Source organism: Achromobacter sp. RTa, from assembly GCF_000757485.1.
In the GTDB taxonomy this organism is placed as follows: Bacteria; Pseudomonadota; Gammaproteobacteria; order Burkholderiales; family Burkholderiaceae_B; genus Achromobacter.
The window spans coordinates 114,679-133,419 of record NZ_JPYO01000034.1 but is presented as its reverse complement, the minus strand read 5'-3'; the positions used below and the strand labels follow the sequence as shown (position 1 = coordinate 133,419).

Genomic DNA, 18,741 nt, shown 5'->3' with positions numbered 1-18,741 from the left:
AGCCTCCGCAAGAATGGCCGGCCCGCCGCCGGGCCGCCCCAAGGCGGGCCAGCCTTATTGGGACGGGAGCAAGCACGCAAAGCGTGCGCGACATGGGCGGCGCATCGACAGCCTCCGCAAGAATGGCCGGCCCGCCGCCGGGCCGCCCCAAGGCGAGCCAGCCCCCTTGGGGGGCAGCAAGCGCGTAGCGCGCAGCGTGGGGGCTTTTTATCAGTTGCTGCTGGCCTTCCAGGTGCCGTCCGGCTGCTTGCAGAACCAGAACTGCCACTTTTCTGTGGTGGCGCCGCGGGCGAAGTCACCAACGAGGAAGCGGCAGGTCTGGTCGTTCTTGACCTTACTGGTCTGGGTGGGCGTCAGTTGCACCGTGATCGGAGGGGCACTCTTGCGCTGGTGCGTGCTGGACCACTCGGTGCGCTGGCCGTCGGCGGAGCCGTTGAGCGACTGCGCCACGGCTTCGTGGAACGAGTTCCGGTCGGCCTTGGGAATCTGGGTGATGATGGCATTGTTCAGCATTACCGGCGGCGCGGCGTAGGCCGTGGCCGAGATGCCGCACGCCACGAACAAAGAGGCGAGAACGCGGGCGGTTTTCAAGATGGGGCTCCCTGGTTTGTAGAGTCGTTGTGTGATGCCGGATCTTGAGCCGATAGTACCGTACCGCATGCGAAAGCAAAAAAGGCCGCCAAACTGCTGGCGGCCAAGGTACAACAAGGGGAGGGGTAAATCTGCGCGGGCTTAGTTCGCGTGGTAGACGCCGGCGAACGGCATGTCGTTGGGCTCGACGTCCGACACCATGCCGGCGGCTTTCGCGGCGGCCAGTTCGGCGCGCACTTCAGCGCGGGTCTTGCCGGTGTGGGGCGTTCCATACACGCCCTGGAAGGGCATGTCGTTGGGTTCGACGTCGCTGACCTGGCCGGCGGCCTTGGCGGCAGCCAGTTCGGCTTGCACCTGGGCGCGGGTCGGGCCTTCGTACGGCGTGCCATATACGCCCTGGAACGGAATGTTGTTGGGTTCGATGTTGGGCGAGGCGGCGTAGGCGCCGGCGCTCAGGGCGGCCAGGGACATCATCAAAGCGGTAGCAAGGGTCTTCATGGTAAATCTCCGATTTCAAGAGCTTGGGAGCGAATCCGGCGGCCTATCCGTCGTGCTTCGTTGCTGTTTCCCGATGACTCAATAGTGCGCCGAATCGGAGTAGGGATAAACCCGTATATCGGTAAAAGATATTTCCATGAATGGGAATATTGATTGATTATTTGTCTATAGATTCCATTAATGGGATCTATGGCAGCCCTAACAGGCACGGTTGTACGTCCGGAAATGGCGAATTCCAGGCGTTGGCGAAAGGGGCGGGAAGGGGCGCGTCAGTAGTGAGGCGGCAGTTCGTCGCGCAGGCTGCGGAAGGGAGCGGCGCCCTCGGGCGCCTGCTGGCGCAGGTCGGCCATTTCGCGCAGTAGCCGGTCTATCTGCTGTTGCTGGCGGACGATGATCTGGTTGAGCTGTTCCAGCAGGTCGTCCGCGAAGCTGGCCTTGACCTCCAGTTCCAGCAGGCGGCGTTCGATGTCTTGCGAGTTATCCATGTGGGCCATTAGAACCGATTCCCAGGAATGCGTGTCTGGCCGAGGAGGCGTGTTTGGCTGAACAGGAAGGGTGGCGTTCCGGCGTGAGGCGCCGGGCCATGCTGGGATTGCTGGCGTCGGCATCGGCGTCGGCCTGGGCGCAGCCGGCCGCGCCCGAGCTGCCCGCGGTCGTCGTCACGGGCACGCGCCTGGGGGCGTCCGTCATGGATACCCCGGCGTCGGTGGACGTGGTGCAGGGGGCGCAAATGCGCCGGGGCCAGCCGGGAATCAACCTGTCCGAAGGGCTGGCCGGGGTGCCCGGCCTCCAGATCCAGAATCGCCAGAACTATGCGCAGGACCTGCAGATATCCAGCCGCGGCTTTGGGGCGCGCTCCACATTCGGCGTGCGCGGCGTGCGTCTCTATGTGGACGGCATCCCGGCCACCATGCCGGACGGCCAGGGGCAGACATCGAATATCGACATCGGCTCGATCGGCCTGGTCGAGGTGCTGCGCGGCCCATTCTCCGCGCTTTATGGCAATTCGTCCGGAGGCGTGATCCAGGTCACCACCGAGGACGGCGTGGAGCCGCCGTCGCTTTCGGCCAGCGGCTGGGCCGGCAGTTATGGCACCTGGCGCTACGGCTTGCGCGCCAACGGCGCCGCCGGCTCGGGCGCCGGCGCCCTGGACTACGTGCTGGACCTGAGCCGTTTCACCACCGACGGCTACCGCGACCATAGCGCCGCCCGCAAGAACCTGGGCAATGCCAAGCTGGGCCTGCAACTGGATGACGCCAGCCGCCTGACCCTGGTGGCCAACAGCGTGGACCTGAAGGCACAGGATCCGCTGGGGCTGACCTACCGGCAATTCCAGGACGATCCGCGCGCAGCGCCGCTGGCCGAGCAATACGACACGCGCAAGACGGTCCGGCAGACGCAGGGCGGGGCCGTCTACGAACGCGAGATCGACGGCCGCAACACCCTGCGCCTGATGGTTTATTACGGCCAGCGCGATACGTCGCAGTACCAGTCGATCCCGCCTGCCGCGCAGGTGGCGCCCACGCAGGCGGGCGGGGTCATCGACCTGAGGCGCCAGTATGGCGGAGCGGACGTGCGCTGGACTTCCGAAACGTCGGTTGGCGGCCGGCCGTTGACGCTGGTGGGTGGCTTTTCCTACGATTCCATGCGCGAGGACCGCAAGGGCTATGAGAACTTCACCGGGTCCGGAGCCGGCCGCCAGTTGGGCGTGAAAGGCGCGCTCAGGCGCGACGAAACCAATACCGTCTACAACGCCGATCCCTACGTTCAGGCGTCCTGGCAGCCCTCGGAGCGGTGGACCCTTGACGCGGGCCTGCGCTATAGCACGGTGAGCTTCGATTCCAACGACCATTATGTCGTGCCGGGCAACGCCGACGACAGCGGAGACGCGCGCTATCGCAAGGCCTTGCCGGTGGCGGCGGTCCGCTACGCGCCGAGCCCCGACCTGAGTCTTTACGGTTCGTACGGCCGCGGCTTCGAGACGCCCACGCTGAACGAACTCTCGTACCGGCCCGGCGGCCAGCCCGGCCTGAACTTCGGCCTGGCGCCCGCGCTCAGCACCAATCTGGAAGCGGGCGTGAAGGCGCGCGTGGCGGGCGGGCTGCTGACGGCGGCGGTCTTTCACACCAGCACCGACGACGAGATCGTCTCGGCGGGCAGTTCCGGCGGGCGGACCAGCTACCAGAACGCCGGACGGACCCGGCGTGACGGCGTGGAGCTGGGCTGGTCCGGCGAGTTCGCCGGCCATGGCCGCAGCCAGATCGCCTATACGTGGCTGAACGCCCGCTATGCCGACGACGGGCCGGGCGATATCCGCGCCGGCAACCGCATCCCCGGCATCGCGCGCCAGGCGGCGTACGCTGCGCTGGCCTGGGCCCCGCCCGAAGGGTGGCAGGCGTCGGTGGAGGGCCGGCTGCTGAGCAAGGTCTATGTCGACGACGCCAATGATGGCGATGCGCCGGGCTATGTCGTGGCCGCCCTGAGCGCCGGCTATGTGAAAAAACTGGGCGCCTGGGAATTGAACGCCTATGTCCGGGTGGACAATCTGTTCGACCGCCGCTACGCCGGTTCGGTGATCGTCAACGAGGCCAACGGACGTTATTACGAACCGGCCGCCGGCCGTAGCCTGGGCGCGGGCATCGGCGCAACCTACCGCTATTGAAGAAGGGGCGTCAGGCGGACCCCGGCGGATAGCAGGCGCCGTAGTCTTCGCAGGCCGGGCAGCCGGGCGCCGGCGCGGGCGGCAGGCCCGCATATTCGCGGGCGGAATAGGCGAGGAACTGCTTCCAGCGCAGGTTGCGCACGTTGCGCGCCATCAGGCCGGGATAGTGGCGCGCCAGCAAGGCGGTCACGTCCTCGCGGCCGGACAGGCCCAGGTCGCGCCACAGATGGTCGGGCCGCAGACAGGCATGCGCCAGCACGCTGGTGACCCAAGGCGTGGCGTCGGCCTGCGGCGTGCGCCAGGCGTCCAGCAGCGCGCGCAGCCATTGGGTGAACTCCGCCTGCGCGCCGTCCAGCCCGAAAGCGGCGTAGGCGGCGCCTTGTTCGCGCAGCGCGGCCAAGGCCGCGTCGCGCGAGGCCAAGACGCCGGGAAACAGCCGTGCCAGCATCGCATCCAGTTCTTGCGAAGACAGGCCGCAGCCCGCCAGGTCTTTCTGCGCCAGCCGCTTGCCGAGCACCGTGGCGAAGAATCCTGTGTCGGGATGCCCGGCGCGCGCATGGCGCAGCAGCGCGCGGGCAAGCTCCCGCGCGGTGTCGGGGCAATCGGAACGGGCGGCTGGAGATGCGGACATGGCGCAGACGCGGCGGGCGAGGCCGTGGAAGAAGCGTGGAACAACGTTATGCATTTGAATATATAACGAAGTATCCAGCGCTGCCTTGGCCTCGCGCAAACCTTATGCCGCGCGCAAAAAAAACAGGCGCCTGAAGGCGCCTGTTTTTGCTTCAACGGCAAGCCGTCATTACATGGCGTGGCCCATGTTGACGTTCATGTTGTACAGCACCCATGCCGAACCGCCGACGATGATGGCGATGATCATGAGGGTGAAGACGAACGTGGCCAGGTTGTCGCGGGCCGACTTCGATGCGCCCATGTGCAGGAAGTACACCAGCTGCACCAGCAGCTGGAGCACGCACAGCGCCACCACGCCGATGATCGTGGCGGTGTGGGACAGCGCGCCGTTCATCACCAGGCCGAAGGAGCCGAAGGTGAGAAGCAGCGAAAGCACGAAACCGATGATGTAGGACTTCAGGCTGCCGTGGTCGGCGGCGTGGTCGTCGTGGCCGTGTGCGGCCGCAGCGGAGTGCGACATCAGAGGGCTCCCAGGAGATAAACGAAGGTGAAGACGCAGATCCAGACGATGTCCAGGAAGTGCCAGAACAGGCTCAGGCACGCCAGGCGGCGCTTGTTGATCGAGTCCAGGCCATGGCGGCGGATCATGTCCAGCAGGACGATGATCCAGATCAGGCCAAACGTGACGTGCAGGCCGTGCGTGCCGATCAGCGTGAAGAACGCGGACAGGTAGGCGCTGCGGCCGGGGCCGGCGCCTTCGGCGATCAGGTGATGGAATTCATAGACTTCCATCGCGATGAAGCCCGCGCCGAACAGGAACGTCACCATCAACCAGCCCATGGCGCGGCTCTTGTTGTTGGCGTGCACGTTCAGGTTGGCCATGCCGAAGGTGAAGCTGGAGAACAGCAGCAACAGCGTTTCGACCAGCACGAACTTCAGGTCGAACAGTTCCTTGCCCGTGGGGCCGCCCGCGGTGGCGTTGGACAACACCGCGAACGTGGCGAACAGGACCGAAAAGATCAGCAGGTCGCTCATCAGATAGACCCAGAAACCGAATACGGTCTTGGATCCATCGTCGTGATGCGCGTGATCGTCGTGACCCGCGTGGGGGAGAGTGGCTACGGCTTGAATCATGGCTCAGGCGGCCTTCTGCATTTTGTCAAAGTGAGCGTTTTCGATGCGTTCGACTTCCGCGGCCGGGACCCAGTAGTCGACGTCGCGGTCATAGGCGCGGACGATGAACGAACCGATCATGCCGACGAAACCGACGATGGACAGCCACCAGATGTGCCAGATCAGGGCGAAGCACATGACCAGGCCGAAGGCGCCGATGAATACGCCGGCGGCGGTGTTCTTCGGCATGTGGATGTCTTCGTACTTGGCCGGGCGCTTGTAGGCCTTGCCGTTCTGCTTGTCTTCCCAGAACTGGTCCAGCGAGTCAACGTGCGGCACGTGGGCGAAGTTGTAGAAAGGAGCGGGCGAAGAGATCGACCATTCCAGCGTGCGGCCATCCCAGGGATCGCCGGTGATGTCCTGGTTCTGCTTGCGCTGGCGAACCGAGACGAACACTTGCTGCAGCAGGAACCAGATGCCCAGCATGATCAGCGCGGCGCCGGCCAGGGCGACCAGCAGGTAGGGCTGCCACTCGGGGTTGTCGTAGTGGTTCAGGCGGCGGGTCATGCCCTTGAAGCCCAGGATGTACAGGGGCATGAAGGCCAGGAAGAAGCCGACGAACCAGCAGTAGAACGAATAGCGGCCCAGGCGCTCGTTCAGCTTGAAGCCGAAGGCCTTGGGGAACCAGTAGGTCATGCCGGCGATGCACCCGAACACCACGCCACCGATGATGGTGTTGTGGAAGTGGGCGATCAGGAACAGGCTGTTGTGCAGCACGAAGGACACGCCGGGGATGGCCAGCATCACGCCGGTCATGCCGCCGATGACGAACACGATCATGAAGCCCAGCGTCCACAGCACCGGCGTGGTGATGCGCAGGCGGCCGCGGTAGATGGTGAACAGCCAGTTGAAGATCTTCGCGCCCGTCGGGATCGAGATGATCATTGTCGCTATGCCGAAGAAGGCATTGACGTTGGCTCCCGCGCCCATGGTGAAGAAGTGGTGCAGCCAGACCAGGAACGACAGGACGCCGATGGCGGCCGTGGCGTAGACCATGGACTTGTAGCCGAACAGGGTCTTGCGGGCGAAGGTGGCGACGATTTCCGAATACACGCCGAACGCCGGCAGCACCAGGATGTAGACCTCGGGGTGGCCCCAGATCCAGATCAGGTTCACGTACATCATGACGTTGCCGCCCATGTCGTTCGTGAAGAAGTGCGTGCCCAGGTAGCGGTCCATCGTCAACAGCGCGAGCGTTGCGGCCAGCACGGGGAAGGCGGCGACGATCAGGACGTTGGTGACCAGGGAGGTCCAGGTGAAGATCGGCATCTTCATCAGGCCCATGCCCGGCGCGCGCATGCGCAGGATGGTCACGATGAAGTTGATGCCGCTAAGCGTGGTGCCCAACCCGGATATCTGGAGCGCCCAGATGTAGTAGTCCACCCCCACGCTCGGGCTGTAGTCCAGTCCGGACAGCGGCGGATAGGCGAGCCAGCCGGTCGCGGCGAATTCGCCCACGAACAGCGAGATCATCATCAGCGCGACGCCGGCGCCGAACAGCCAGAAGCTCAGCGAGTTCAGGAACGGGTAGGCCACGTCGCGGGCGCCGATCTGCAGCGGCACGACGAGGTTCATCAGCCCGGTGATGAAGGGCATCGCCATGAAGAAAATCATGATGACGCCGTGGGCGGTGAAGATCTGGTCGTAGTGGTGCGGCGGCAGGAAGCCGGCCGAGTCGGCGGAGGCGACCGCCAGCTGGGTACGCATCATGATGGCGTCGGCGAAGCCGCGCAGCAGCATGATCAGGGCGACGATGATGTACATCACGCCGATACGCTTGTGGTCGACCGTGGTCAGCCACTCCGTCCAGAGATACTTCCACTTCTGGAAGTAGGTGATGGCGCCGAAGACCGCTAGGCCTCCCAGGCACACGGCGGCCAGCGTAACCATGACGATGGGTTCATGGTACGGAATGGCCTCGAGGGTGAGTTTCCCGAGCATTGTTAGTTAATTCCTGCGATCAGATTGTTCGACGTGGGGGTGCACGTGGCGGAGTCCACGCCGGCCATCTTGGTCATGGTGCTGCCAAGAATGAAATCAAACATGGCGGGGGGCGCCGAGGAGTACTTGACGACCGCGTTGTGTTCGCTGCGCTTGGTCAGTTCCGCGTAGACCTCGGGGGTCAGCGCGGTCGGGGCCGCCTTGGCTTCCTTGACCCAGTTGTCGAACCCTTCCTGCGGCATGGCGATGGCCTTGAAGCGCATGCCGGAGAAGCCGGCGCCGCTGTAGTTGGCCGAGATGCCTGCATAGGTGCCGGCTTCGCGCGCGTTCAGGTGCAGCTTGGTCTCCATGCCGGCCATCGAGTAGATCTGGCTGCCCAGCTGGGGGATGAAGAACGAGTTCATGACCGTGGCCGAGGTGATCCGGAAGTTGACCGGCACATCGACGGGGAAGGCGATCTCATTCACCGTGGCGATGTCGTACTCGGGGTAGATGAACAGCCATTTCCAATCCAGCGAAACCACCTCGATGGTCACCGGCTTGTGTTCGGACACGAGCGGCTTGTAGGGATCCAGCGCATGCGTCGAGCGCCAGGTGATCACGGCCAGGATGGCCACGATGATACAAGGGATGGTCCAGACCACGACTTCGATCGCCGTGGAGTGGGCCCACTTGGGCTGGTAGTCAGCTTTGGTGTTGGATGCGCGGTATTTCCAGGCAAAGGTCAGGATCATGACAATGACCGGAATCACGACGATGAGCATCAGCCCGGTCGTCGTGAACAGCAAAGTCCTTTCCTGGATGCCGATATCTCCCTTGGGGGAGAGGATTTCCATGTTGCAGCCGCCAAGCAGCATGACCGCGCCGACGCTGAGAATGCGCGTAAGGGTCGCAAGGAGGGGGTGTTTCACGTACAGCCTTGGATGGAAGGTGGAAAATGCTGCGTAGCAGCAATCGGAAGTGCTGCGAGGCAGCAACGTCCATCCTATCGGCTTGATCTGGGTCAAGCATGCGACGAATGGTCGCATTGCCTGGGAGGATTCCGCCCCTAGGGGGCCAGATTCAGGGTTTTCCTAGGGGGGGCAGGGGGAGGGGGGAGCCTTCCTGGGTGCGACGATATGTCGCACCCGCACATGCGGGGTGTGCGACGTTTTGTCGCATCTGCACAAATCAGTCCACCAGCACTTCTCGTTCCGGCCCCGGTTTTTTGGCCAGCTTGCGCTGCAGGGAGCGCCGGTGCATGCCCAGCAGGCGGGCGGCGGCCGAGACGTTGCCGCCGGTTTCGTGCAGCGCCTGATGGATGTGTTCCCATTCTAGGCGGTGCAGCGGTGTCATGGTGGTTTCGATGGTAACGGATTCCGGCTTCACCAGACCCAGGGTGCGCAGGATCATCGGCGCGGTGGCCGGCTTGGGCAGGTAGTCGTCGGCGCCGCGCTTGATGGCCTCGACGGCGGTGGCCACGCTGGCGTAGCCGGTAACCAGCAGGATCCGCATGTCCGGGCGCAGGGCGCGCAAGGGGCGGATCAGGGTCAGGCCGGAATCCTCGCCCAGCCGCAGGTCCACCAGGGCGAAGGCGGGGCGGATTTCCTCGGCCACGCGCAGGGCCTCGGCGATGCCGGTGGCGGTGCGGGTTTCCAGGCCGCGTCGCGACAGGCTGCGCTGCAGCGTGCGCACGTACAGCTCGTCGTCGTCGATCAGCAGGCCCAGGTCGGTTGGATTCAGCATGTCAGGTCCCGAGGGGGAGATAAAAGCGGATGCGGGTGCCGCCCCCATCCGCCGGAGTCATCGTCATTTCACCGCCCAGCTGTTCGACCGTGGCGTGCGACAGCGCCAGGCCCACGCCCAGCCCTCCCGGCTTGCCGCTGTTGAACAGGCTGGTGGCCGGCAGCAGGGTGTGGTCGGGGTCGAAGCCCCGGCCGTAGTCCCGGACTTCGCCGCGCAAGGCGCCATAGCCATATTCCAGATGCAGGTCCACGCGCGGCGCGTTGGCGGCTTCGCCCGCGTCCGCCGCGTTGTTCAGCAGCGCCTGCAGCAAATGGGCGATGGCCGGATCGACCCGCAGGCTGCTGGGCAGGGTGCCCGAGCGCTGCAGGTCTATGGTCGGCCGGATCAGGCGCCATTGTCCCACCACGCGGACCAGGTCCACGGCGGTTGGGACCGCCAGATTGCGGATACGTTCCCGGCACAGGGCCAGCAGCTGGCTCAGAGTGGAAACGTCGGCGCGCAAGTCCTCGTCCTTGACTTCGGCGGCGATCTCGTCGGCCAGCAGCGTCATGGTCGCAAGCGGCGTGTTCAATTCATGCGCCATCGCCGCGGCATGGGTGGCCAGCGCGACGATGCCTTCGTTGCGGGTGAAGCGCTCGCGCAGCCGGGCCAGCTCGCGCTCCCGGGCCCGCAGGTCGGAGGCCAGCCGCGTCGAGAAGACCAGCACCACCACCACCGAGATCAGGAAATTGGCGCCCATGCCCCACAAGAGCAGGTTGTGGGTGTCCAGTTCGCCGCGCAGCGGCTGGCCGAAGATGGCGGCCGCCGCGTAGCCGGAAATCCCCGCCACGGCGGCCGCCAGCGCCCAGTTGCGCGGCAGCGCCAGGGCGGCCAGCGCGGTCAGGATCAGGAACATCATGCCGAACGGATTATTGATGCCGCCGCTCCAGCCCACCATCCAGGCGAGCACGGCCATGTCCACGAAAAGATGGCCGAACGCCGTTGCGTGGGACAGGTCGCGGCGGTGGCGCAGCCGCAGGCTGGCGTAGACGTTGAAGCCGATCAGCGCGCCCACGCCCAGCCACAGCGGCTCGAGCGGCAGGGCAAGCCCCAGCACGCCGCTGGCCAGCAGGATGGTGGCGGCCTGGCCCGCGATGGCGAGCCAGCGCAGGCTGCAGAGGGTACGCAGGAATGAAAAGGCGGAACTACCGGGCATATCCAGACACAGAGGTGCCGGCCTGTCAGCCGGCGGGTCAAGCGCCCGGCTGCGCGGAACGCTGGCATCCAGGGGCGCGGCGCGGCGGGCGCCGGCTGCCGGCGCGCTCGAGGGGCGCCGGCGGCGGATGTGCAGGCATTGTATGGCGAATCAGGGGGAGCCGCCGGCGGGTGGGCGCGCGAAGGCGTCCCCAATATTCAAGCGACCGCGTCAGCGGATGGCCGAGGCGCCGCTGTGGGCCATGGCCGGCGGCGGGTAGTCTTCCTGGTCGGACGCCATTTCGCCCTGGATCCGCGCCTGCTGCAGTTCCTGTTCCACCTGGGCCCGGCTCTCCGGCCTGGAGGAGGCGGTCGCGGGTGGATAGTCTTCCTGGCCGAACGAGTAGGTGCCGTCGGCTTTCGCCCGGGCCAGTTCCGCGCCGACCTGGTCCGCGGTCTTGGCGGCGGGGGCGGCGTAGGTGACGCGCCAGTCGCCGTAGAGGTCGCGCTTGTATTGCGCGGGCTGGGCCTGGGCGGCCCCGGCGGCGGCGAGGCCGGCGCACAGCAATATGGTAGAGGCTTTCATGAAACGCTCCTGACAATCAAAGCATGCGGCCGGAACCGGCCGCGCCGTCGTCCGCGATGCTGGCCGAGGACGATTTTCCGGGATGCGCGGATGCCTGGCCGGACGCGCCCCAGCGAGGCGAGCCCGGCCTTTTCCATTCGACCCGGCCCCCGGCGCGGCGTTGCGCGCCAGGGGCGCCTGTTGCACGGAAGCTGTTTCAAGCGCGCAGCACAAATGTCATTCCGCTTTCAGGGAGCGGCTTGCGCGGCGCCTCAGTGGCCGTGGCCGGCGGCGGGCGCGGCCGTCGCGTTCAGGGGCCGCGCCACCGCATCCACGGCGACGCGCCGCTGCTGGCGCCGGGCATCCTCGACGACCAGCGTCAGCGCGATATGCTCGCCCGGCGCGATCTGGCGCGCCAGATCGATCAGCATGACGTGGTAGCCGCCGGGCTTGAGCTCCACCGCCTGCCCGGCGGGCAGGTCGATGCCGGGCACCTGCCGCATCTTCATCACGTTGTCCTGCATGGCCATTTCGTGGATTTCCACGTGCTTGGCGGCTTGGGACTCCACCGCGACGAGCCGGCCCGGGGCGGCCGAGGTCAGGCGCATGAAGACGCCGGTGGCATGTTGATTGGGCACGGTGGCGCGGACCCAGGGATCCTCCACCGACAGGGAGGCGTCCTGGGCGGAGGCGGCGCCGGCGAACGCGCACAGGGCGAAGGCAGCGGCCAGGGATTTGATCGCGGTTGCTTTCATGATGGATTCCTTTTCGATGATGGAGTGTCAGAGCACGGTGCGCAGGTCGTCCGCGCATTCCTGCGCGGTCTGCTGGTGGCGCAGGGCGATGCGCAGCTTGCCCTCAGCGTCGATGACGTAGGTCAGCGCGGTGTGGTCCATGGTGTAGGACGAGCCGGTGGGCACCTTCTGGTAGAAGACCTTGAACGACTGCGCCGCGGCGCGGGTCTGCTGCGCATCGCCGCGCAGGCCGATGAATCCGGGATCGAAGGCCTGGGTATAGGCGCGCAGGATCTCGGGCGTGTCGCGCTCGGGATCCACGGTGATGAAGAGCACGCGCAGCTTGGCGGCGTCCGCGCCCAGCAGGCCCTTGATTTCGACAGCGCGCGTCAGCGCGGTGGGGCAGATGTCGGGGCATTGCGTGAAGCCGAAGAACAGCATCACGGGATGGCCTCGGTAGTCGGCCAGCCGGCGCGGCTGGCCATCGGTGTCCTGCAACTGGAAGTCGCCGTCCGGCATGCCGGACAGGTCCATGCCGTGCAGCTTCGGGGCCTCGGGGCCGCAGCCCGCGAGGGCGAGCAGGGCCAGGGAAGACAGCAGCAGGCGGCGCCGGGGATCGGGCGCGTGCGGCGGCGCGCCAGCGGGCGCGCGCGGGAACAGGGAATACATGAAAACCTCGTCGGTTGACGTATCGGCAGGGCGCGGCGGAACCGCGCGATCAGGCGGAGTCAGGCGAGGGAGGGAGGAGCCCGCGAACCCAGGGGCGGGCCATGAGTGCCTTGCGACGGCAGGGCGCCATGGGCGGGCTTGGGCGGCACATGCCGGCCGGCGGCCAGCACGGGGAGGGTGAGCGCCGCGGTCGGGGCGGGCGTCAGGTGCGCCAGCAGGCCGAAGGGGCACTGCGCGCCCGAGCCGGCGGCATCGTGCCCGGCCTTGTCGTTGCCGCTGGAGGGCAGGGCCAGCTTGAACGACGTCAGGTCTCCGGCGGCCGAGCAGAACGTGACTTCCAGGCGGCCGTCATGCAGGGCGCGCGTGTCGGGCATATAGCCCGCCGGAACCAGCGCGCGCAGCGTCAGCGCCAGAAGCGCCAGCCATAGCACGGCCCGGACGCGCGCGGCGCTTCCGAGATGCTGGAGGCGGATCTGGCTGGGCATGGCGGGCATTCTACCCGCGCGCTCCCGCCTCGGCATCTGGCGCGAAACCGCGAAAATCTTGGTACCCTTGAACGCACTCCATCCAGACACCTCATTTCAGTGCCCCAGGTTTCAGTGCTTTCCTCGACCGTCCAGCCCTTGCCCGTTCCCGTCACGCTCCATGCCTCGCCGGCCATCGGCGCGAGCCGGGCAGGCACGCCCTTCCGCCGGTGGGCCGGCACCCTGGGAATCGCGCTGCTCTTGCTGCTGTCGGCCTGCGGCACTACCAAGGTCCAGCCCGGCTACTACCGCGTCCAGTCGGGCGACACGCTGACCCAGATCGCGCGCAAGCAGGGCGCGAGCGTGAGCGACCTGGTGCGCTGGAACAAACTGTCGAACGCCAATTCCATCGAGGTCGGACAGGTGCTGCGGGTCGAGCCGCCCGCCGGCCAGGCGCGCGCGTCCACGCCCAGCAAGGCCAGGACCAAGGCGCAGTCCACGCCCAAGTCCACCTCGTCGGCGCGGCGGCGCACGGCTCCGCCGGGCGCGATCTCGCTGGTGTGGCCCGCCCAGGGCAAGGTCACGCGCGGGTATGACGGCTCGGGTTCCAACGGTATCGTCATCAGCAACTCCACCGGCACGCCGGTGGTGGCGGCGGCGCAGGGCACGGTGGCCTATTCGGGCAGCGGGCTGCGCGGCTACGGCCATCTGGTGATCGTGAAGCACAACGCCAGCTTCCTGAGCATCTATGCCCACAACAGCAAACTGCTGGTGAAGGAAGGGCAGCGCGTGAGCCAGGGGCAGAAGATCGCCGAAATGGGCAACAGCGACAGCAAGCAGGTCGGCTTGTACTTCGAACTGCGCTATGACGGGCAGGCGGTGGACCCTGCGGGATCCTTGCCGCCGAAGTAGACGGTCATATGGCGGCAGCAAGTGTCAGACACCCGCACGGGAATGGCCCCGGACTTGAAATGCTGCGCCGGGGTGTCTGACACCGGACGCGGGCGGATGCAGGTGCCTATCGGGTGTCAGGCACCCGGGTAGGTATCTTGGGTCCGTACCGGGTGTCCGGCACTGGCGGGAATGCCGGACGCCGGCCCGCTACAACGCCGCTTCCTGCGTCAGCGTCGATATGAACGCCGCCGTTCGCGGATCCGCCGGCCGTGTGAACACGCTGCGGGAGTCGCCGGATTCGACGACGGTGCCGTCCAGCAGGAATACCACTTCGCGCGATACGCTGGCCGCCAGGCGCAGATCGTGCGTGGCCATCAGCATGGTCATGCCTTCCGCGGCCAGCTGGCGCAGCACGTCCACCACTTCGGCCGCCAGGCCGGGGTCCAGCGCGGAGGTCGGTTCGTCGCAGAGCAGCACGCGGGGCGCGGGCGCCAGCGCGCGGGCGATGGCCACGCGCTGCTGCTGGCCGCCCGACAGGTTGGCGGGCCAGGCATCCGCCTTCTCCAGCATCCCCACCTTGCGCAGCAGTTCCTCGGCTCGTGTCCGGGCGCGGTCGGCGGGCCATTTCTGCACCGTCAGCAGGCCCTCCATGACGTTGCCGATCACCGTCTGGTGCGGGAACAGCTGGAAATTCTGGAACACCATGCCGGTCTGCATGCGCACGCGCTGGATCTGGTCGCGCGGGAGTTTGCGGCCGGGTTCGAACGCCACGGTTTCCGGCCCGATGACCAGCGTGCCGCGGTCGGGCACTTCCAGCAGGTTCACGCAGCGCAGCAGGGTGCTCTTGCCGCTGCCGGAGGGGCCGATCAGGGCGGTGACGCTGCCTTCGGCGATGCTCACGTCCACCTGCTTGAGCACAGGATTGCCGCCGAACGCCTTTTCTATTTTCTCTAGGCGGATCATCGGTTTTTCTCGGAAAACACCGCGTGCTGGCCGAAGCGCCTTTCCAGGCGGACCTGGGCGGCGGACAGGACGGAGCTGAACACCAGGTAGATCAGCGCGGCCTCGGTGTAGAGGATCAACGGTTCATAGGTGACTGCGGCGATGCGCTGCGCGGCCTGGAAGATCTCGGGCACGGTCAGGACCGCGGCCAGCGAGGTGTCCTTCACCAGCGCGATGAAGGAGTTGGACAGGGGCGGCACGGCGACGCGGGCCGCCTGCGGCAGGACGGTGCGGCGCAGCGCCTGTCCACGCGTCATGCTGAGCGAATAGGCGGCCTCCCACTGGCCCTTGCTGATCGATTCGATGGCGCCGCGGATCACTTCCGAGTTGTAGGCGCCCACGTTGAGCGTGAAGCCGATCAGCGCGGCGGGCAGCGGATCCAGCACGATGCCCGCGCTGGGCAGCCCGTAGAAGATCACGAACAGCTGGACCAGCAGCGGCGTGCCGCGTATGAGCCATACATAGAAGCGCGCGACGGCCACCAGGGGCGCGGGGCCGAACAGCCGTATCAGCGCGACCACGAAGGCCAGCGCCAGGCCCAGCACGAAGGACATCAGCGTCAGGGGAACCGTGAACATCAGCCCGGCCTTGAGCAGGGGCCAGAACGAGTCCGCCATCAGCTGCACCCAGGACGGCACCGTCCACCCGCCGGCTTGCGCCAGCAGCCAGTCGGGCAGGAGGGCTTGCAGCCAGGAAGGTGGCGTCATGGGGTCTCCAGCCGCTTACTGCGCCGACAGGTCCGTGCCGAAGTACTTGACCGAGATGGTCTTGTAGGTGCCGTCCGCCTTGATGTCGGCCAGCGCCTTGTTGATGGCGGCCTGCAGCTCGGGGTTGCCCTTGCGGATCAGCACGCCCGAGTTGCTGAATTCCGCCGTCTTGTCGGTGGCGGCGATCTTGACCTTGGCGTTCGGCTTCTGCTTCTTGAAGTCGAGGAACGACAGGTTGTCGTTCACGGTGGCCTCGACCCGGCCCGAGGTGAGCAGATCGATGGCTTCATTGAAGCCCTGCACTGCAACGACCTCCGCGCCGTGGCTCTGCGCGAGCTTGCCGAAATTGCTGGTCAGCGTGTTGGCGGACTTCTTGCCTTTCAGGTCGTCGAAGGACTTGATGCTGGTGTTGTCCTCGCGCACGATCAGCACGGCGGCCGATGAAATGTACGGATCGGAAAAGTCGTACTTGGCGCGGCGCGCGTCGGTGATGCCCACCTGGTTGATCACGGCGTCGTAGCGCTTGGCGTCCAGCCCGGCGATCAGGCCGTCCCATTTGCCCTCGATGAACTGAGCCTTCACGCCCAGGCGTTCGGCGATGGCGCGGCCAATGTCCACGTCGAAACCGGTAAGCTGGCCGGATGCGTCGTGGAAGGTGAAGGGGGCATAGGTGCCTTCGGTGCCGATCTTGAACACGCCCGCGGATTTGATTTGCTCCAGGCCGGATTGGGCATGGGCGGCGGACAGCGCGGCGACCTGGATGAGGCCGGCGGCAAACAGTGTACGAAAGAGTTTCATGGCGATGCTCCACGGATGGCAGATATCACTGTGGAGAGCATGTGGGCCTGCGATGCCCTCCGGCGTAGCCGCACTCTAACAACGCGCCTATTTTTCCACAAAGCATAAGGAATAGTAAAAATATAGCGGCAAGTCATATGGCGTCACTCACGCCCTGGTGCGGTCGGGCCGGGGTTCATTCATGCGGGACCTTGATGGAGATCGGTGTGGAACAGCGATGGAACAGGCGGGCTTTCATGGTGGCGGCCGCGGGGGCCGCGGCGGCCGGCGCGATGCCGGCCCAGGGCGCCAACGGGCCGCGGCTGATGCCGGGCGGAGGCAGCATCACGGACGTGGCCGGCCTGCGCGTGGGGCACTACACCGATACGCGCCGCCCGACGGGCTGCACCGTCATCATCGCCGAAGCCGGCGCCACGGGCGGGGTCGACGTGCGCGGCGCGGCGCCGGGCACCCGCGAAACCGATCTGCTCAATCCCATGAACATGGTGGACAAGGTGCACGCCGTCATGCTTGCCGGCGGCAGCGCGTTCGGCCTGGACGCCGCTTCCGGCGTCATGCGCTACCTGGAGGAAAAGAAGATCGGCTTCGACGTGGGCGTTGCGCACGTGCCCATCGTGCCTTCGGCCATCCTGTTCGACCTGGGCGTGGGCGATGCGTCGATCCGGCCCGATGCGGCCGCGGGCTACCAGGCTTGCAAGTCGGCCACCGCCGAGGCGCCCGGGGAAGGCAACGTGGGCGCCGGGGCGGGCGCCACGGTGGGCAAGCTGTACGGGCCCAAGCGCGCCATGAAGGGCGGTCTCGGCACCGCGTCGCTGACCGTGGCGGGCGTGACCGTGGGGGCCATCGTGGCGGTCAACGCCGTGGGCGACGTGCTGGACCCCTCCACCGGCCGCATCCTGGCCGGCGCGCGCACGGCCGACGGCAAGATGCTGCTGGACACCCGCGCCGCCGTTCTGGCCGGCGATCTGCCCAAATCGATGCGGGCGGGCGCGGCGACCACGATCGGCGCGGTCGCCACCGATGCCCGCCTGACCAAGGCGCAGGCGCAGAAGATCGCGGGCATGGCGCACGACGGCCTGGCCCGAACGATCAATCCGATCCACACCATGCTCGATGGCGACACCATCTTCGCGCTGGGCACGGGGGCGTCCGGCAAGAACGCCAACGTCATGCTGTTGGGCGTGATGGCGGCCGAGGCCATGGCGATCGCCGTGCAGCGCGCCATCCTGTCGGCGCGCGCGCTGGAGGGCTATCCGGCGGCCGTGGACTTCATCGCCTGAGTCCGCCCGCCGCCGCGCTGACGCAGGGTTGTCATGCTGCGGGCCCATGATAGGAGGCGCCGGCGCATGGCCGGCGGGCGGAGGGCGCATGTACGAAGGCGAACGATTCAACGGCGCGACGCATCTGGCCGGCCTGGCGCTGGCCGTGACGGCGTCGGGCGCCTTGATTTCCCGGGCGGCAGAGCTGAATGTGGATACCCGGCAGATCATCGGCTGCGCCGTGTTCGCGGCCTCGATGATCGCCGTGTACGCGTCGTCGGTCCTGTTCCATTGGTCGCGCGGCCGCCGCAAGGCGATATGGGCGAAGGCCGACCATTGCGCCATCTACCTGTTGATCGCCGGTACCTATACGCCCCTGGCGTTCGGGCCGGTGGAACATGGCTGGGGCGCCGCCATGGGCGTGGCCATCTGGGCGCTTGCGGCGGTCGGCATCGGCCGCGAGCTGTGGTGGGCGCGCGGCGCGGCCCCCGCCTTGCCGCTCTACCTGGCGATGGGCTGGCTGGGCGTGATGTTCGCGGCCCCGATCGCCGGCGCCCTGTCGTCGGCCGGGCTTGCCTGGCTGCTGGCGGGCGCAGGGGTCTATACGGTGGGCACGTTGTTCTATGTGAACGATAAGCGCTGGCGGCACGCCCACGGCATCTGGCACCTGTTCGTCATGGGCGGCACGGCCTGCCATTTCGTGACCGTGTTCGGCTTCCTGCGCTTCGGCGCGGGCTAGGGAGCAGGCCCTAGCGCCAACTGCCCAGCGGCAGCATGCCGCCGCGGCTTTTCACTTTGCGCATGACGATATGCGAGCACAGGTCGCGCACGCCCGCGATCTTGCTGAGCTTGTCTTCCACGAATTGCGAGAACGCCGCCAGGTTGCGGGTGCGCACCGACAGTATGTAGTTGGACGCGCCCGTCACGATGCTGGCTTCGGTGATTTCGTCATGCAGCGCGATGCCGGCCAGGAATTCCTCATGCCAGCCCGGGCGCGACTGGTCCAGCGACACATGGACGATGGCTTCCAGCTCGAAGCCCAGCTTTTCCGCGTCCAGCACGGCGCGGTAGCCCCGGATCAGCCCGGCCTCCTCCAGCGCGCGTACGCGCCTCAGGCAGGCCGACGGCGACAGCGCCACCTGTTCCGCAAGGTCCTGGTTGCTGAGATGGCCGTTCTCCTGCAGGCGGCAGAGAATCCGCTGGTCTATGGCATCGATCTGCATGGCGCAATCAAATTCCAAAAAAAACTGTTCTGT

At 66.7% G+C, this 18,741-nt stretch carries 22 protein-coding genes; 4 read left to right on the top strand and 18 right to left on the bottom strand.

Annotation, left to right across the window (positions count from 1 at the left end):
• Positions 1-210: 210 nt before the first annotated feature.
• From JL37_RS12710 to JL37_RS12700, 3 genes are all read right to left on the bottom strand, one after another.
• Positions 211-591: a hypothetical protein gene (locus JL37_RS12710; protein WP_043544483.1), complete on the bottom strand. Its 381-nt coding sequence runs from the start codon at positions 589-591 to the stop codon at positions 211-213.
• A 141-nt stretch (positions 592-732) separates the two neighbouring features.
• Positions 733-1,089: a DUF4148 domain-containing protein gene (locus JL37_RS12705; protein WP_043544482.1), complete on the bottom strand. Its 357-nt coding sequence runs from the start codon at positions 1,087-1,089 to the stop codon at positions 733-735.
• 269 nt (positions 1,090-1,358) lie between these two features.
• Positions 1,359-1,574 (bottom strand): SlyX family protein, encoded by a 216-nt coding sequence (locus tag JL37_RS12700; protein ID WP_043544503.1) that lies wholly within the window; start codon positions 1,572-1,574, stop codon positions 1,359-1,361.
• Between the two features lie 98 nt (positions 1,575-1,672).
• Here JL37_RS12700 and JL37_RS12695 point away from each other — a divergent pair, with 98 nt between their 5' ends.
• The gene (locus JL37_RS12695; protein WP_043544481.1) at positions 1,673-3,751 is read left to right on the top strand and encodes a TonB-dependent receptor; all 2,079 of its coding nucleotides are present in this window, start codon (positions 1,673-1,675) and stop codon (positions 3,749-3,751) included.
• 10 nt (positions 3,752-3,761) lie between these two features.
• Here the strand turns inward: JL37_RS12695 and JL37_RS12690 are convergent, their stop codons facing one another.
• The 11 genes from JL37_RS12690 to JL37_RS12640 form a co-directional block, all read right to left on the bottom strand.
• Positions 3,762-4,382 carry a nitrogen fixation protein NifQ gene (locus JL37_RS12690; protein WP_043544502.1) on the bottom strand — a complete coding sequence of 207 codons (621 nt, stop codon included), beginning with the start codon at positions 4,380-4,382 and terminating at the stop codon, positions 3,762-3,764.
• Between the two features lie 168 nt (positions 4,383-4,550).
• Positions 4,551-4,901 carry a cytochrome o ubiquinol oxidase subunit IV gene (gene cyoD, locus JL37_RS12685; RefSeq protein WP_043544480.1) on the bottom strand — a complete coding sequence of 117 codons (351 nt, stop codon included), beginning with the start codon at positions 4,899-4,901 and terminating at the stop codon, positions 4,551-4,553.
• Complete coding sequence (cyoC, locus tag JL37_RS12680; RefSeq protein ID WP_043544479.1) at positions 4,901-5,515, bottom strand: cytochrome o ubiquinol oxidase subunit III; 615 nt, start codon at positions 5,513-5,515, stop codon at positions 4,901-4,903. The genes cyoD and cyoC overlap by 1 nt, the downstream gene beginning before the upstream one ends.
• A 3-nt stretch (positions 5,516-5,518) precedes the next feature.
• Positions 5,519-7,495: a cytochrome o ubiquinol oxidase subunit I gene (gene cyoB / locus JL37_RS12675; RefSeq protein ID WP_043544478.1), complete on the bottom strand. Its 1,977-nt coding sequence runs from the start codon at positions 7,493-7,495 to the stop codon at positions 5,519-5,521.
• Between the two features lie 2 nt (positions 7,496-7,497).
• The gene (gene cyoA / locus JL37_RS12670) at positions 7,498-8,406 is read right to left on the bottom strand and encodes a ubiquinol oxidase subunit II (protein ID WP_043544501.1); all 909 of its coding nucleotides are present in this window, start codon (positions 8,404-8,406) and stop codon (positions 7,498-7,500) included.
• Positions 8,407-8,665: 259 nt separating this feature from the next.
• Positions 8,666-9,220, bottom strand: a complete 555-nt coding sequence (locus JL37_RS12665) for a response regulator transcription factor (protein WP_369798546.1) — start codon at positions 9,218-9,220, stop codon at positions 8,666-8,668.
• 1 nt (position 9,221) lies between these two features.
• The gene (locus JL37_RS12660; RefSeq protein WP_043544477.1) at positions 9,222-10,415 is read right to left on the bottom strand and encodes a HAMP domain-containing histidine kinase; all 1,194 of its coding nucleotides are present in this window, start codon (positions 10,413-10,415) and stop codon (positions 9,222-9,224) included.
• Between the two features lie 210 nt (positions 10,416-10,625).
• Complete coding sequence (locus JL37_RS12655) at positions 10,626-10,979, bottom strand: DUF4148 domain-containing protein (protein WP_043544476.1); 354 nt, start codon at positions 10,977-10,979, stop codon at positions 10,626-10,628.
• Positions 10,980-11,230: 251 nt separating this feature from the next.
• Entirely contained in the window at positions 11,231-11,713 is a 483-nt protein-coding gene (locus JL37_RS12650) for a copper chaperone PCu(A)C (protein ID WP_043544475.1), read from the bottom strand.
• Between the two features lie 27 nt (positions 11,714-11,740).
• Positions 11,741-12,361 (bottom strand): SCO family protein, encoded by a 621-nt coding sequence (locus JL37_RS12645; RefSeq protein ID WP_043544474.1) that lies wholly within the window; start codon positions 12,359-12,361, stop codon positions 11,741-11,743.
• 59 nt (positions 12,362-12,420) lie between these two features.
• Entirely contained in the window at positions 12,421-12,846 is a 426-nt protein-coding gene (locus tag JL37_RS12640) for a DUF2946 family protein (protein WP_043544499.1), read from the bottom strand.
• Positions 12,847-13,020: 174 nt separating this feature from the next.
• On the opposite strand from JL37_RS12640, the gene JL37_RS12635 reads away from it, so the two are divergent.
• Positions 13,021-13,737: a M23 family metallopeptidase gene (locus tag JL37_RS12635; RefSeq protein WP_081955054.1), complete on the top strand. Its 717-nt coding sequence runs from the start codon at positions 13,021-13,023 to the stop codon at positions 13,735-13,737.
• A gap of 189 nt (positions 13,738-13,926) precedes the next feature.
• Here the strand turns inward: JL37_RS12635 and JL37_RS12630 are convergent, their stop codons facing one another.
• The 3 genes from JL37_RS12630 to JL37_RS12620 form a co-directional block, all read right to left on the bottom strand.
• Complete coding sequence (locus tag JL37_RS12630) at positions 13,927-14,682, bottom strand: amino acid ABC transporter ATP-binding protein (protein ID WP_043544473.1); 756 nt, start codon at positions 14,680-14,682, stop codon at positions 13,927-13,929.
• Entirely contained in the window at positions 14,679-15,359 is a 681-nt protein-coding gene (locus JL37_RS12625; RefSeq protein WP_043544497.1) for an amino acid ABC transporter permease, read from the bottom strand. The genes JL37_RS12630 and JL37_RS12625 overlap by 4 nt, the downstream gene beginning before the upstream one ends.
• A gap of 84 nt (positions 15,360-15,443) precedes the next feature.
• Entirely contained in the window at positions 15,444-16,226 is a 783-nt protein-coding gene (locus JL37_RS12620; protein ID WP_043544472.1) for an amino acid ABC transporter substrate-binding protein, read from the bottom strand.
• Positions 16,227-16,420: 194 nt separating this feature from the next.
• Between JL37_RS12620 and JL37_RS12615 the strand changes: the two genes are divergently transcribed.
• Together JL37_RS12615 and JL37_RS12610 are read left to right on the top strand one after the other, a co-directional pair.
• On the top strand, positions 16,421-17,506 hold the full coding sequence (locus JL37_RS12615; protein ID WP_197064600.1) for a P1 family peptidase: 1,086 nt from the start codon (positions 16,421-16,423) through the stop codon (positions 17,504-17,506).
• 88 nt (positions 17,507-17,594) lie between these two features.
• On the top strand, positions 17,595-18,224 hold the full coding sequence (locus tag JL37_RS12610; RefSeq protein WP_043544470.1) for a hemolysin III family protein: 630 nt from the start codon (positions 17,595-17,597) through the stop codon (positions 18,222-18,224).
• Between the two features lie 10 nt (positions 18,225-18,234).
• On the opposite strand, the gene JL37_RS12605 is transcribed toward JL37_RS12610, so the two are convergent.
• Positions 18,235-18,708, bottom strand: coding sequence for an Lrp/AsnC family transcriptional regulator (locus JL37_RS12605; protein ID WP_043544469.1), 474 nt, complete (start codon positions 18,706-18,708; stop codon positions 18,235-18,237).
• Positions 18,709-18,741: the final 33 nt, after the last annotated feature.